Below are 13,201 nucleotides of genomic sequence, written 5' to 3' on the forward strand. Positions count from 1 at the left end.
ATGGCGGTAGGTGTATTCGATTCGGGTCTTGGTGGTCTGACGGTGCTGGACGCCATCGCCGCCCGTTTGCCTGATCTGCCCTTGGTCTATCTGGGTGACAACAAGCATACCCCCTACGGCGTCCGCGATGCCGACGACATTTTCAACCTGACCTGCGCGGGTGTCGAACGCCTTTGGGCCGAGGGTTGCGATCTGGTGATTCTGGCCTGCAACACGGCGTCCGCAGCGGCGCTGAAGCGCATGCAGGAAAGCTGGTTGCCGCCGAACAAGCGCGTGTTGGGCGTGTTCGTTCCGATGATCGAGGCGCTGACCGAGCGTCGCTGGGGCGACAATTCTCCTCCGCGCGAGGTCGAGGTGAAGCATGTCGCGTTGTTCGCAACGCCCGCGACCGTGGCCAGCCGCGCCTTCCAGCGCGAACTGGCGTTTCGGGCCATTGGTGTCGATGTGGAAGCCCAACCCTGCGGCGGCGTCGTCGATGCGATCGAGATGGGCGATGAAATCCTTGCCGAGGCGCTGGTGACCAGCCATGTCGAAGCCCTGATGCGCCGTATGCCGCGGCCCGAGGCCGCGATCCTTGGCTGCACTCATTATCCTTTGGTTCAGGCTGCATTCCAGAATGCCTTGGGCGAGAATGTGAAGGTCTATTCCCAGCCGAATCTCGTTGCGGAAAGCCTTGAGGATTACTTGAAGCGGCACCCCGAACTTGTTGGTTCGGGCACGGTGTCGCGCTTTCTGACGACTGGCGATCCGGTTCGGGTCTCGGGCAAAGCGACACAGTTCCTGCGCTATCCCATCAAGTTCGAAGCAGCCTGAGATATCAGGTTTTATGCGATGAAATCTCTCAAGAAAAAGCGCCGCATTCAGGTTCTCATCGCCACGGCAGTGGCGTTGATCCTTGCTGTGGGGCTGATCGGTTACGGGTTCCGCGATGGGATCAACCTGTATCGCTCACCCAGTCAGATGGCCGAGAATCCGCCCGCTGTGGGCGAAGTTTTCAGGCTCGGTGGTCTGGTCGAGGATGGCACATTGCAGCGCGGCAATGGCGAGACGGTCAGCTTCAACGTGACCGACGGCGGCGCCTCTGTTCCGGTACGGTTTACCGGCGTCCTGCCTGACCTGTTCGCCGAAGGTCAGGGCATGATCGGTACCGGAAAGATGGAAGGCGCGACCTTTGTCGCCAGCGAAATCCTTGCCAAGCACGATGAAAACTACATGCCCCGAGAAGTCATCGACTCGCTCAAGGAGCAGGGCGTGTACGAGGATCCGAATTCCTGACGCAACGCGCGGCAGCTTAACCAAGGATTAATTGCCTAAGAACAGCCTTCTGGACAGTTCTTCCAAAGGGGGCTGAACATGAAGACCGTCGAGCAGATCGCTGCCGAGATCGTCGCGCGTGAGGGGGGCTACGTCAACGACCCCGACGATCCGGGTGGCCCGACCAATTTCGGCGTCACTCTGGCGACGTTGCGCCGCTTGGGTCTTGACCGGACCGGCGATAGCAAAATCGACCTTGCGGATCTGAAGGCCATCAACAAGGCCGATGCTGTTCGCATCTTCGTTGACCACTATTTCCTCAAGCCAAGACTGGGCGAACTTCCTGCCGCTTTGCAGGCCTCGGTCTTTGATATGCAGGTCAATGCTGGTGCAACGGCCGTGAAGATCCTGCAACGCCTGCTAAGTCAGATGGGATTCACAACGACCGACGACGGGGTTGTCGGACCCAAAACCATCGAAGCCGCGCGTTTGGCCGAGATAGCGGCCCGTGCCTTTCTGGCCGATGCCTATGGCATAGCGCGGCGCAATTATTATTACGCGCTGGCCGATGCGCGACCCGCCAGCCGAAAGTTTGCCCGTAGCAGTTCGGGGGGCAAGGGCGGTTGGATCACGCGGGCGGAAGAGTTCGTCTCGGCCCGCTATCATCTGACAATGGCAGAACATCAATCAAGGGTCGCCGCATGGGGATGATGGACCGGTTTCTGGGCGCAGGCAGCGCCGTCACCACGGTTGCTAATGCGGCGACCGGCATGGCCGAAGTTTTCCGCGAAAACTCGACGCGCCGCATGGAATTGAACGAAGAAGCCTATGCCCGCGCCATGACCGAATTGGCCGGAGAATTCGCAACGGCTCCGCATGGCTGGTTCGATGGCTTGATGAATGCATTGAACCGGATGCCAAGGCCGCTTCTGACCTTGGGGACCATAGGGCTGTTCGCCTATGCCATGATCGAGCCCGTCGGTTTCGGCCTGCGGATGGAGAACCTAAATCTGGTGCCCGAACCGCTGTGGTGGCTGCTGGGTGCCATCATCAGTTTCTATTTTGGCGCACGCGAGGCGCATTATTTTCGTGCGCGCCCGCGGATCCCGATCCCGCCGCGTGAAGCGCCTCAGGCGGCTATGCCATCCCCCGTCGCGGCTGTCGTGGTCACGAATGACTTCCCCGATAATGCCGCACTGCGGGACTGGGCCGCGTCACGCGCAACGGAATGACGTGATTGCGACCAGATAGGCGGCGGCGAGGGCTGGCCTGAATGCCCTGCCGCCGTTATCCTTCGCGCAACTGCCCGGAGGAGCACATGAACGCGGAAATTGGCCATTTTGCCTTGATCCTCGCTTTTGCTGTGGCTGTGTTCCAGATGATCGTGCCCATGATTGGCGCGGCCAAGGGCTGGACCGGCTGGATCGAAAGCGCCCGACCTGCTGCGGTGGCCCAGATGGGGCTGATCGCGATCTCTTTTGCCGCGTTGACGATGGCTTTTGTGACCTCGGATTTTTCGGTCAAGCTCGTGTTCGAGAATTCGCACACAGCCAAACCGTTGATCTATAAAATCTCGGGCGTCTGGGGCAATCACGAAGGCTCGATGCTGCTTTGGGTGCTGATCCTTGCGCTGTTTGGAGCGGCGGCTGCGGTGTTCGACGCGAACCTGCCGCCCAGTCTTCGGGCGCGGGTGCTGTCGGTGCAAGGCGCGATCGGCGTCGCCTTCCTTGCGTTCATCCTGTTCACGTCGAACCCGTTCCTGCGGATGGAGTCGGCCCCCTTCAACGGGCGTGACCTGAACCCGCTGCTGCAGGATCCGGGTCTCGCGTTCCATCCGCCGTTTCTTTACCTTGGTTATGTCGGCCTATCGATGGCGTTCAGCTTCGCAGTCGCCGCCCTGATCGAGGGGCGCGTCGATGCCGCTTGGGCGCGCTGGGTCAGGCCCTGGACATTGGCGGCCTGGGTTTTCCTGACCATCGGTATCGCGCTGGGATCGTGGTGGGCCTATTACGAACTTGGCTGGGGCGGGTTCTGGTTCTGGGACCCGGTCGAGAATGCCAGCTTCATGCCGTGGCTTCTGGCCGGAGCCTTGCTGCATTCGGCGATCGTGGTCGAAAAGCGCGAGGTGCTGAAAAGCTGGACCATTCTTCTGGCGATCATGGCTTTCGGTTTTTCGCTGATCGGAACGTTCATCGTGCGGTCCGGCGTCATCACCTCGGTCCACAGCTTTGCCAACGACCCCGAGCGTGGCGTCTTTATCCTCGCCATTCTTGCGGTTTTCGTCGGCGGGGCGCTGACGCTTTACTCTGCCCGCGCGACATCGATGCAGGCCAAAGGGGCCTTTGCCCCCGTCTCGCGCGAGGGGGCGCTGGTCCTGAATAACATCCTGCTTGCCGTCTCGGCATTCGTCGTTTTCATCGGGACGATCTGGCCGCTGCTGGCCGAGATGCTATGGGATCGCAAACTCTCGGTCGGGCCGCCCTTTTTTGAGAAAGCGTTCACCCCCTTCATGATCGCCTTGGCAATCGTGCTGCCCTTGGGCGCGATCATTCCGTGGAAGCGTGGCAAACTGGATCGGGTCTTTGCGCCATTGCGCAGCGCGCTGGTTTTTGCCGTTGCGGTCATGCTGCTTGTCTATGCCGTCTCGACAGGTCATTCCGCCCTTGCCGTGATCGGTGCGGGGCTGGGGGCGTGGCTGATCGGCGGTTCGGTTGTCGATCTGTGGCTTCGGACGGGCAATTCGGGCTGGTCCCGACTTTTCAGATTGCCCCGCGCAGACTGGGGCAAGGCGATTTCACATGGCGGGCTGGGCGTGACCTTCATCGGTGTGAGCCTGCTGATGGCTTGGCAGGTCGAGGACATCCGCGTGGCTCAGGTCGGCGAGACCTTTACTGTCGCGGGCTATAATATCACACTGGAAAATGTCGAGGAACTGCCCGGCCCGAATTACGATTCGACGGTTGCCACCATGAGTGTGGCGAAAGACGGGCGGCAGGTGGCATTGCTTCATCCCGAAAAGCGCGTCTATCCGGTTCAGGCCATGCCCACGACCGAAGCTGCGATCCAGAACCGCTTGTTCCGCGACCTTTATCTGGTGATCGGCGACCCGCAACAGGGCGGAGGCTGGGCTGTTCGCAGCTATATCAAACCGTTCGCAAGCTGGATATGGCTGGGTTCGGCACTGATGGCCTTGGGCGGGTTGATCAGCCTGAGCGACCGGCGCTACCGGGTGGCTGCGGGCGCGGTGCGAACCGCCAATGCCATCCGTCCGGCGGAGTGATCCGATGCGCTATCTGATCCTTTGCCTTGCCTTGCTGCTTACGGGCCCGTCTTGGGCCGTTCAGCCCGACGAGGTGTTGTCCGATCCCGCGCTCGAAGCACGGGCGCGGGAAATTTCCAAGATCTTGCGCTGTCCGGTCTGTCAGGGTGAGACGATCGACGAATCCAATGCTCCGATCAGTCGCGACTTGCGGCTGTATCTACGTGAAAGGCTGGTTGCGGGAGATAGCGATTCCGAAGCCGTGAAATCCGTCACCGACCGGTTCGGCGAATATGTCCTGTTCGAGCCGCCTGCGCGGGGGATCAACTGGTTGCTGTATCTGGCCGGACCGGTGATGGCGCTACTGGCGCTTCTGATCGGCTGGCGCTTCATCCGCTCGCGCAATGATCCGGAATCTGACGCAACCACGCTGACCCCCGAGGAAAAGACGCGGCTCGAGCGGTTGATGCGGGACTGACGTCGGGTCGCCTCTTCCGTGATACCGGTGCCACGGTCAGGATGTCTCCCAAACACGCGGAGGAGCCATGACCTATCAAACCATCACCGTCGGACAACAGGACGGCATCACCCAGATCACGCTGAACCGCCCGGAGGTCATGAACGCGCTGAACCGTGCCATGCGGGCCGAGTTGACGCAGGCGCTAGGCGCGTTGCCTGATGACACGCGCTGCGTCGTTCTGACCGGAAACGGTCGGGCCTTCTGTTCGGGTCAGGATCTGGGCGATGCGACCGCAGGGCTGGATGTCGAACGTATCCTGCGCGAGGAATACGAGCCGATGCTGGCGGCCATCACCGGCGCACCGGTGCCGGTGATCGCGGCGGTCAACGGTATCGCGGCAGGCGCGGGGGCCAATCTGGCGCTTGCGGCCGATGTGGTCATTGCAACGGAAAGCGCGGTGTTCGTGCAGGCGTTCAGCAAGATCGGCCTAATCCCCGATGCCGGAGGAACCTATATCATTCCGCGCAATGTCGGGACCGCACGGGCGATGGGCATGATGCTTTTCGCCGATCCGGTTCCGGCTCGTCAGGCTGCCGATTGGGGGATGATCTGGGAAGCGGTTCCGGACGCCGAATTTTTGGACCGGATTCGGGGCCGTGCGGCGGCGTTGGCGAATGGCCCGACCCGTTCGTTCCTTGCGATCCGGCGGGCACTGGCGGAAAGCGCGGCGAATGATATGCCTGCCCAGCTTGCGCTTGAGGCGAAACTGCAGGCCGAGATGGCCCGTACAGCCGATTTCGCCGAAGGGGTTGCCGCCTTCATGCAAAAACGCTCGGCGAAGTTCACCGGACGCTAACGCTCAGGTGATCCAGCAGAAACGCGGATCTCGGGTGCGATTGTCAAAGAATGGCACGTTGGCGGGGCCGCTAAGCGGTCCCGGTCGCTTTGCGATGCTGGCAATCTCGGCCAGAACGACCTCGGTGATGAACGGCAGGTTCAAGGCCCGCGCCTCGGTCAGGGGAACCCAGTGCAGATGCGAAAGCTCGTCGCAGGCCGCGCTGAAATCATGGCGGTCGCCATGAAGTTTCTCGGCATCCAGAAGCAGGAAGCGGGCGTCGAAGCGCCGCGTTCCTCCGGGCGGAGTGATTGCGCGGAACACATAGATCAGTGCCGAAGGGTCGGGGCTTAGGCCAGCGTCGCGGTAATGCTGCCAATCTTGCGGTGCGGCTCCGGTGGGGCCGGTCATCAGGCCGGTTTCCTCGGCCAGTTCCCGAAGTGCGGCGGCGGCCAGCGCCTCAGGGGACGAGGTCGGGCTGTCGCTGCTGACCGAGGCAAGCAGGCGTCGCGTCACCGGATCAAGCGGTCCTGCCATCTTGGCCGAAGTATCGGCGGGATCGACCGCGCCACCGGGAAACACGTATTTCGAGGGCATGAAGGCCGCCGAAGCCCCCCTTTGCCCCATCAGGACGGCTGGACCGCCACGGGCTGTACGGTCCAGCACGATCAGTGTCGCGGCATCGCGAATGGGGATGTCGGTCACGCGGCGCTTGCCTTTTCGGCCTGCCGTTCACCGCCAAATCCATGCATCCGCCGCGCCCATTGGAAGCCGATGAAGCCGCCCTTGATCACTGGCAGCAAGACCAGTGACAGAATGATCGCACCAAGACCGAAGCCGATCAGCATCGAGATCGCCGAGGGGCGGAATGCCATATAGACCGCAAGCAATAGCGGGGCGCCCAGATGGGACACCAGCAGGATCGTCAGATAGGCCGGACCGTCATCGGCGCGGTGGTGAAACAATTCCTCGCCGCATGAATCGCAATGGTTCCGCACGGCCAGATAACCGTCGAACAGGCGTCCTTTGCCACAATTCGGGCAACGTCTTGCGGCGCCGCGCAGCATTGCAGGTTTCACGCGCCTGTCGCCTTCGGCATTGGGTTGAGCCATCTCGGTCCTCCGGTTCCCCGCTCATCCTAAATCTAGGCAGGCGCGGGGCAAAACGGAAGACGGACCTGTGTCGCAGATCACGCGGCAAGAGCCGAGGCGGCGATCACGATCCGGTTCCGGCCCATGGCTTTGGCGTTCAGCAGCGCGCGATCGGCATGTGCGAGCAGATGTTCCGGCGCGGGAATGTCGATCTCGGCCTGACCGCAACCCAGAACCGCGACTCCGGCTGAAAGCGAGACCTGGATTTCGGAGATCTGGCATTCGCTTGGCAGCCGGACCGGAGTCGACTGGATTTGCAGCCGGATTTCCTCGGCAACGGCCAGGGCGGATTGTGCCGAATGGTGGGGCAGGGCGATCAGGAATTCTTCGCCCCCCATGCGGGCGAGCAAGGCGTCGGGCGGCAGCGCCAGCGCCAATCGCTGCGCGACGTTGCGCAACACGGCATCGCCTGCCGCATGGCCGTGATTGTCGTTCACCTGCTTAAAGCGATCCAGATCAAGCAGGAGGACCGCCAGTGAGCTTTCCTCGCCGATCATCTGGTCGAAAAGCTGCGCCAGCCGCGGCAGCGCATAGCGGCGGTTATGTAGGCCGGTCAGCGGATCTGTCATCGCCCATAGTATATTGCGTTGGTTTTCCTGACGACGAAGATCACTTTGGCGCTTGCGCGAAAGCTGGGCCTCGATCCGGATCGCGGCTTCGGTTGCAGCACCCGGACCCGACATATCCGAAGGCAGCACATCTCCCGCGCCCAGATCCAGCGCCACGGCCGTCATGTCGCCGCGTTCGGGGCGCAGGACGATGACGAAAGCCGCGTCGCGCGACAGCGGGCGGGAACGCAGCTCGGACAGCAGCCGCAACCCGTCGCCCGGTTGGTGCATATCGGCCGCGATCAGGTAAAGTTCGGGAACATCACCGCGCGCGGCATCCGAAAGTGCGCGTTCGGCATCGCAGACCTTCATGTTGAAGTCCAATCGCCCTTGCAGCGCGTGTCGCCAGCCTAACGCGGTCGCCGGTTGCCCCGAGACAAAGACTGCGCGCGAGCGGGTGTCGCGTAAAAACTCGGTCGAGGGCTCGGCCAAGCAACCTTGCAGGACCGCACCCTCGCCTGCGGGGTCGTTGCGCATCAGGCCGCGCACACGGGCCAGCAGGATCAGGTCATCGTCCAGATCGTCGATCAGGGCCGACGCACCCGCACGCAACGCCGCGATCCGGTCGGGGCCTTTCGCCTGCATGATGATCGGCAGATCCGCGCGTTCCGGACGGGAGCGCAGTTCCAGACATAGCTGGTCTGAGGGCATGTCCGGCAGGCTGGCGCCGATCAGAACGATCTGGGGTTGCAGGACGGGAATCATTCTCAGTGCTTCGACACCTGACGAGGCGACCGCAACTTCGTAGCAGGCCGACATCAGCCTGACCTTCATCGTAATCCGGCTTGTCGGCACACCATCCACGACCAGAATGCGCCCTGCGATATTCATATTGTTGTTCTTTACACCTGCTGTCCTCGTTCGCATGTTTCGCGGATATTGGTTAAAAAACGGTTTCCGGTCGGGACTTTCCGTCGCGCCGGTTCAAGAAAACACGAGGATCGAATGCATATTTCCGAAGCGCGCGCTATTGCCGATGCTGGCTTCAGCCATATCGCGGGCGATAGCGATCTGGTCGCGGCTTTTATGGCCCAGTCGGGTACGGATGTCGCAGGTTTGACGGCGATGGCCGGACGACCGGAATTTGCGCAATTCGTGCTGGATTTTCTGCTTGAGCAGGATCAGCGCGTATTGGCATTCGCGCAATCTGCGGGACTTGCACCGCAGCGCGTTGTCATGGCCCGCGCGGTTCTGGGAGGGGGCGACCCTTGGTAGATCGCCCCTGATGGCTTAGGCGACTTCGGCGAAGACCTTGTCGAGCGCCTTTTCCAGCTTTTCGAACATCTCGTCCATCTGGCCCTCGGTCATGATGAAGGGCGGGCACAGCACGACCGACTGGCCCAGCGGGCGGCAGATCAGGCCAAGGTCGGTACAGGTATTGGCGATGCGCTCGCTGACCGAAAGCGAGCCGTCGAACGGCGTCTTGGTCGCCTTGTCCTTGACCGCTTCCAGCGCCCACATGAAGCCCACACCGCGATATTCGCCGATGTTCGGGTTCTGCGCGATGCGTTGCAGACCGGCCTCGAAGCGGGGGGCAAGACGCTTGACGTTATCGGCCAGACCTTCGTTCATCACCACGTCAATGGCTTTCAGAGCAATAGCGCAGCCGACCGGATGGCCCGAGGCGGTGAAGCCATGCGGGAATTCCTCGATCGCCTCGACGGCGGCCTGAACGCGGTCGCCAAGCGCGCCGGAAAGGATCACCGCGCCCATCGGGAAGAAGCCCGCCGTCAGGTTCTTCGATGAGATGATCGCGTCTGGCATGTAGTCATAGGTCTGGCAGCCCCAGGTGTTGCCGGTGCGCCCAAAGCCGCAGATCACCTCATCCGAGACCATCGGAATGTCGTGCTTCTGCAGGATCGGCAGGATCGCTTGGAAATAGCCCTTGGCCGGGGGGATCACGCCGCCCGCGCCCATGACCGGCTCGGCGAAGAAGCCCGCGATGGTGTCGGCGCCCTCGCGCTCGATCGTGTCCTCAAGCTCTTTGGCGAGGCGCTTGACGAATTGTTCCTCGGTCTCGCCCTCGGCACCGAAGCGCCAGTAATGCGGGCAGGTCAGGTGCAGGAAGCCCGGCAGGGGCAGGCCGAAGACCGAGTTATAGGGCTTGCCGGTCATCGAGGCCGAAACTGCGGTCACGCCGTGATAGGCGTTCCAGCGCGTCAGGATCTTGCGCTTTTGCGGCTTGCCTTCGGCGGCGTGCATGAACCACAGGATTTTGACCATGGTGTCGTTCGCCTCGGAGCCCGAGTTCGTATAGAAGACCCGACCACGGTTGAAGGGCGAGACCTCGATCAGCTTTTCGGACAGCATCACGGTCTGGTCGGACATGCGGCCAAAGAACGAATGATAACCGGGGAAACGCTCGTATTGCGCCTTGGCGGCCTCGATCAGGCCCTTGTGGTCGAAGCCCGCGACCATGTTCCACAGGCCGGAATTCGCATCCAGATAACGGCGGCCATGCACATCGACGATGTAGGGCCCTTCGCCATGGGTGACGACGACCGTGCCACGCTGGTGCACCGAGGGCATGTCGGTGAAACCGTATAGCGAGTATTCCTCGGCGCGGGCTTCCCAGCTTTGTGGTTGGTTCATGGTATTTGCCTCCGTGTTCGATGTTGCGGGCAGGCTATCCGTGCGCCTCAAGCCGTTCAATGGGGCGCAGACGGGAGGTGGCAGACTGCCCGAATGCGGCTGCTTTGGGGATCATTCTGCCACGGTCATAAGACGAAACTCTGGATTGCGCGGGCTAACCCTTGTTGGGCAAAGTGGATCTGACGGCTTTGCATCATCCGGAGGATGTCATGCGCAGAGTGCTTACGGCTTTGGCTTTGGCATGGGCGGCTCCGGCTTGCGCCGATGATCTTCTGATCCTGCCGATCAAGTTGCTGGATACCTCGCACGAGACGAAGGATCAGGAACAGGACCATATCCGGCGACTGGACATGATGGCCGACGTGCTGGCCAGCGAGTTGTCGGGAGAAATTTTGGGTCGCGATGCGGTTGCCTCGGCCTGCCCGCGCGAGACGACGGCTTGTCTGGTCGGGATGCTGCGCGACAAGGGGGCAGAACGCGGGTTGTTCATCATCGTGCAAAAGACCAGCACGCTGATCCTGCAGGTCTTTGCCAGCGTGATCGATGTCGGGTCCGAAAAGCTCGTGAATCACAAGGAACTGAACTTTCGCGGCGACAATGACGAAGCCTACCGCCGCGCCGCGTTGTTCCTTGCGCGTCAGTTACGGGACGATGGCTGAGACGGGATCAGGCCGATTTCGCGCAATGCGGCCTCGATCCCCGAGATATCCTTGCCGCGTGTTTCGGCGACCAATGTGTCGAAACTCTGGCGGAGCGCGGCTTTTTCCTCGCCACGGCAATCGTTCCATGGTCGGCCCTGCAGGGCCATGTGCAGGACGTAATAGCCGATGAAATGCGGTCGTTCCCCACAAGCCAGCAGCGCGCGATAGGCGTCATGTGCGCCCAGTTTGCGCAGGCTCGCGGCATCGGGAATGCCCGCAGAGATCAGCGATTTCGCGGTTGCGGGGCCGATATTCGGGATTTGGGTCAGATCGGTCATGTCCTGTCAGACTTTCCAAAGCGGGCGCTATCCTGTATCAGCGCCCGAACTCCAAGGACAGCACGGCATGACCGACCTAGCCAGCAAAACCGCTCAAGATCCCGAGCCGGCCGCCAAGAAGCTTTTCATCAAGACCTATGGCTGCCAGATGAACGTGTATGACAGTCAGCGCATGGCCGAGGCCATGGGCGCGGAAGGTTACGTTCTGACCGAGGATCAGTCGCAAGCCGACATGGTGTTGCTGAACACTTGCCATATCCGCGAAAAAGCGGCCGAGAAGCTGTACTCCGACCTTGGTCGCCTGAAGCCGCTCAAGGCCGAGCGCCCCGACCTGAAGATCGGCGTCGCGGGCTGTGTCGCGCAGGCCGAGGGCGAGGAAATCCAACGCCGGATGCCGATCGTCGATCTGGTCGTCGGCCCGCAGGCCTACCACCGCTTGCCGGCCATGGCGCGCGCTGGTCGGGGCGTGGACACCGAATTCCCTGCCGAGGATAAATTCGAGCATCTGCCGAAACCCGCAGCGACCCGTCGGGCTCCCGCCGCTTTCCTGACCGTGCAGGAAGGCTGCGACAAGTTCTGTGCGTTCTGCGTCGTGCCTTATACGCGCGGCGCCGAGGTCAGCCGTCCGGTCAGCCGTATCCTTTCCGAGGCGCGTGATCTGGTCTCACGCGGGGTGCGGGAAATCACGCTTCTGGGTCAGAACGTCAATGGCTGGCACGGGGCGGCAAGCGAGGGGGGCGAATGGGGCTTCGGTCGCCTGATCCGCGCCATCGCCGAAATCGACGGGCTGGACCGTATCCGCTACACCACCAGCCATCCCAACGACATGGCCGACGATCTGATCGAGGCGCACCGGAACGAGCCGAAGCTGATGCCATATTTGCATCTACCGGTGCAATCGGGCAGCAACCGCATTCTGAAGGCGATGAACCGCAAGCATACGGTGGACCAGTATCTGCGCCTGATCGACCGCATCCGCGATGCGCGTCCCGACATCATGCTGACCAGCGATTTTATCGTCGGTTTCCCCGGCGAGACCAATCAGGACCATCAGGATACGCTGGATCTGGTGGCCCGCGTGAATTTCGGCACGGCCTTCAGCTTCAAATATTCTCCGCGTCCGGGCACTCCGGCCTATGACCGGCCCGAGGTGGATAGCGATGTCGCCGATGCCCGCCTGCAAGAACTTCAGGCCCTGCTAAGCAGCCAGCAAAAGGCCGCGCAAGAGGGCATGGTCGGGCGCGAAATGGGCGTTCTTTTCGAGAAACCGGGTCGTCTGGCCGGTCAGATGGTCGGTAAATCCGATTATCTGCATGCGGTCTTCGTCGAGGCTCCGGATGCGAAGGTCGGCGATCTGGTCAGGGTCCGGATCACCCATAGCGCGGCGAACTCGCTGGCCGGAGAATTGGTCGATCAAGGCCGTTAACCTTTGCCGGTGTCATGCCGCAATCCGGTTGACTTTCCGCGACAGATCCGCCATATACCCGCGACCGGCCGGGTATCTGCCCGTTGCCGGTGCGTTATTTTAATCTCATCCGATAAGCGGGTGCGCTGTCCGAAGGCGGGTCCAGACCCACGAACACCTGTCACGCAGGGGCCGTAAGACGCGATGGAAGCAAGGAAAGACGGAATGTTCGCAGTTCTCAAAACGGGCGGCAAGCAGTACCGGGTTCAGGCCGGTGATGTGCTGCGCGTTGAAAAACTGAACGCCGAAGCTGGCGACAAAGTGCAATTCAACGAAGTGCTGATGATCGGTTCGACCATCGGTGCGCCGCTGGTTGCTGGCGCCGGTGTGCAAGCCGAAGTCATCGACAACATCAAGGCTGACAAGGTCATCACCTATGTCAAACGCCGCCGGAAGCACTCGTCGCAGCGCACCCGTGGCCACCGTCAGCAACTGACGCTGGTTCGCGTCACCGAGCTGCTGGAAAAAGGCGCTGACAAGTCGGACGTGAAAGCAGCCGTCGGCGCGCGCACGAAAGTCGAAGCTGCTGCAGCTAAACCGGCGAAAGCCAAAAAAGCCAAGGCTGAAGCCGCGGCTGCAGACGCCAACTAAGACATAG

Annotated in this window: 16 protein-coding genes; 11 read left to right on the top strand and 5 right to left on the bottom strand. The window is 61.7% G+C overall.

What is annotated here, in order from left to right:
- From GL286_RS06995 to GL286_RS07025, 7 genes are all read left to right on the top strand, one after another.
- Complete coding sequence (locus GL286_RS06995; RefSeq protein ID WP_155094822.1) at positions 1-813, top strand: glutamate racemase; 813 nt, start codon at positions 1-3, stop codon at positions 811-813.
- An 18-nt stretch (positions 814-831) separates the two neighbouring features.
- Positions 832-1,275, top strand: a complete 444-nt coding sequence (gene ccmE, locus GL286_RS07000) for a cytochrome c maturation protein CcmE (protein ID WP_155094823.1) — start codon at positions 832-834, stop codon at positions 1,273-1,275.
- Between the two features lie 78 nt (positions 1,276-1,353).
- Positions 1,354-1,965 carry a holin-associated N-acetylmuramidase gene (locus tag GL286_RS07005; protein WP_155094824.1) on the top strand — a complete coding sequence of 204 codons (612 nt, stop codon included), beginning with the start codon at positions 1,354-1,356 and terminating at the stop codon, positions 1,963-1,965.
- A complete protein-coding gene (locus GL286_RS07010) occupies positions 1,956-2,486 on the top strand; it encodes a holin family protein (RefSeq protein ID WP_170295079.1) in 531 nt (176 codons plus the stop codon). Before GL286_RS07005 ends, GL286_RS07010 begins: the two co-directional genes overlap by 10 nt.
- Before the next feature lie 86 nt (positions 2,487-2,572).
- Positions 2,573-4,534: a heme lyase CcmF/NrfE family subunit gene (locus GL286_RS07015; RefSeq protein WP_155094825.1), complete on the top strand. Its 1,962-nt coding sequence runs from the start codon at positions 2,573-2,575 to the stop codon at positions 4,532-4,534.
- A gap of 4 nt (positions 4,535-4,538) precedes the next feature.
- Complete coding sequence (locus GL286_RS07020) at positions 4,539-4,991, top strand: cytochrome c-type biogenesis protein (RefSeq protein ID WP_155094826.1); 453 nt, start codon at positions 4,539-4,541, stop codon at positions 4,989-4,991.
- 67 nt (positions 4,992-5,058) lie between these two features.
- The gene (locus tag GL286_RS07025; RefSeq protein WP_155094827.1) at positions 5,059-5,829 is read left to right on the top strand and encodes an enoyl-CoA hydratase-related protein; all 771 of its coding nucleotides are present in this window, start codon (positions 5,059-5,061) and stop codon (positions 5,827-5,829) included.
- A 3-nt stretch (positions 5,830-5,832) separates the two neighbouring features.
- On the opposite strand, the gene GL286_RS07030 is transcribed toward GL286_RS07025, so the two are convergent.
- The 3 genes from GL286_RS07030 to GL286_RS07040 form a co-directional block, all read right to left on the bottom strand.
- Positions 5,833-6,513 (bottom strand): NUDIX hydrolase, encoded by a 681-nt coding sequence (locus GL286_RS07030; protein WP_170295080.1) that lies wholly within the window; start codon positions 6,511-6,513, stop codon positions 5,833-5,835.
- A complete protein-coding gene (locus GL286_RS07035) occupies positions 6,510-6,920 on the bottom strand; it encodes a DUF983 domain-containing protein (RefSeq protein ID WP_155094828.1) in 411 nt (136 codons plus the stop codon). Before GL286_RS07035 ends, GL286_RS07030 begins: the two co-directional genes overlap by 4 nt.
- A gap of 77 nt (positions 6,921-6,997) precedes the next feature.
- A complete protein-coding gene (locus GL286_RS07040) occupies positions 6,998-8,398 on the bottom strand; it encodes a diguanylate cyclase (protein ID WP_155094829.1) in 1,401 nt (466 codons plus the stop codon).
- Positions 8,399-8,512: 114 nt separating this feature from the next.
- Between GL286_RS07040 and GL286_RS07045 the strand changes: the two genes are divergently transcribed.
- Complete coding sequence (locus tag GL286_RS07045; protein ID WP_155094830.1) at positions 8,513-8,782, top strand: DUF3572 domain-containing protein; 270 nt, start codon at positions 8,513-8,515, stop codon at positions 8,780-8,782.
- A gap of 15 nt (positions 8,783-8,797) precedes the next feature.
- Here GL286_RS07045 and GL286_RS07050 read toward each other — a convergent pair whose 3' ends face one another.
- Positions 8,798-10,159 (bottom strand): aminotransferase, encoded by a 1,362-nt coding sequence (locus GL286_RS07050; RefSeq protein WP_155094831.1) that lies wholly within the window; start codon positions 10,157-10,159, stop codon positions 8,798-8,800.
- A gap of 209 nt (positions 10,160-10,368) precedes the next feature.
- On the opposite strand from GL286_RS07050, the gene GL286_RS07055 reads away from it, so the two are divergent.
- Positions 10,369-10,818: a DUF2380 domain-containing protein gene (locus tag GL286_RS07055; protein ID WP_155094832.1), complete on the top strand. Its 450-nt coding sequence runs from the start codon at positions 10,369-10,371 to the stop codon at positions 10,816-10,818.
- Here GL286_RS07055 and GL286_RS07060 read toward each other — a convergent pair.
- The gene (locus GL286_RS07060) at positions 10,797-11,138 is read right to left on the bottom strand and encodes a TfoX/Sxy family protein (RefSeq protein WP_155094833.1); all 342 of its coding nucleotides are present in this window, start codon (positions 11,136-11,138) and stop codon (positions 10,797-10,799) included. The two genes, GL286_RS07055 and GL286_RS07060, sit on opposite strands and share 22 nt — an antisense overlap.
- Before the next feature lie 67 nt (positions 11,139-11,205).
- On the opposite strand from GL286_RS07060, the gene miaB reads away from it, so the two are divergent.
- On the top strand, positions 11,206-12,564 hold the full coding sequence (gene miaB, locus GL286_RS07065) for a tRNA (N6-isopentenyl adenosine(37)-C2)-methylthiotransferase MiaB (protein WP_155094834.1): 1,359 nt from the start codon (positions 11,206-11,208) through the stop codon (positions 12,562-12,564).
- 204 nt (positions 12,565-12,768) lie between these two features.
- Complete coding sequence (rplU, locus tag GL286_RS07070; protein ID WP_155094835.1) at positions 12,769-13,194, top strand: 50S ribosomal protein L21; 426 nt, start codon at positions 12,769-12,771, stop codon at positions 13,192-13,194.
- The last annotated feature ends 7 nt before the right edge of the window (positions 13,195-13,201 follow it).

It is taken from the genome of Paracoccus aestuariivivens (assembly GCF_009711225.1).
Lineage (GTDB): Bacteria > Pseudomonadota > Alphaproteobacteria > Rhodobacterales > Rhodobacteraceae > Paracoccus > Paracoccus aestuariivivens.

Coding starts and splice junctions, on each gene's coding strand:
- GL286_RS07035 (WP_155094828.1), bottom strand. CDS start 6,920: ATGGCTCAACCCAATGCCGAAGGCGACAGGCGCGTGAAACCTGCAATG.
- ccmE (WP_155094823.1), top strand. CDS start 832: ATGAAATCTCTCAAGAAAAAGCGCCGCATTCAGGTTCTCATCGCCACG.
- GL286_RS07055 (WP_155094832.1), top strand. CDS start 10,369: ATGCGCAGAGTGCTTACGGCTTTGGCTTTGGCATGGGCGGCTCCGGCT.
- GL286_RS07020 (WP_155094826.1), top strand. CDS start 4,539: ATGCGCTATCTGATCCTTTGCCTTGCCTTGCTGCTTACGGGCCCGTCT.
- GL286_RS07010 (WP_170295079.1), top strand. CDS start 1,956: ATGGGGATGATGGACCGGTTTCTGGGCGCAGGCAGCGCCGTCACCACG.
- GL286_RS07060 (WP_155094833.1), bottom strand. CDS start 11,138: ATGACCGATCTGACCCAAATCCCGAATATCGGCCCCGCAACCGCGAAA.
- GL286_RS06995 (WP_155094822.1), top strand. CDS start 1: ATGGCGGTAGGTGTATTCGATTCGGGTCTTGGTGGTCTGACGGTGCTG.
- miaB (WP_155094834.1), top strand. CDS start 11,206: ATGACCGACCTAGCCAGCAAAACCGCTCAAGATCCCGAGCCGGCCGCC.
- rplU (WP_155094835.1), top strand. CDS start 12,769: ATGTTCGCAGTTCTCAAAACGGGCGGCAAGCAGTACCGGGTTCAGGCC.
- GL286_RS07025 (WP_155094827.1), top strand. CDS start 5,059: ATGACCTATCAAACCATCACCGTCGGACAACAGGACGGCATCACCCAG.
- GL286_RS07050 (WP_155094831.1), bottom strand. CDS start 10,159: ATGAACCAACCACAAAGCTGGGAAGCCCGCGCCGAGGAATACTCGCTA.
- GL286_RS07040 (WP_155094829.1), bottom strand. CDS start 8,398: ATGAATATCGCAGGGCGCATTCTGGTCGTGGATGGTGTGCCGACAAGC.
- GL286_RS07005 (WP_155094824.1), top strand. CDS start 1,354: ATGAAGACCGTCGAGCAGATCGCTGCCGAGATCGTCGCGCGTGAGGGG.
- GL286_RS07015 (WP_155094825.1), top strand. CDS start 2,573: ATGAACGCGGAAATTGGCCATTTTGCCTTGATCCTCGCTTTTGCTGTG.
- GL286_RS07045 (WP_155094830.1), top strand. CDS start 8,513: ATGCATATTTCCGAAGCGCGCGCTATTGCCGATGCTGGCTTCAGCCAT.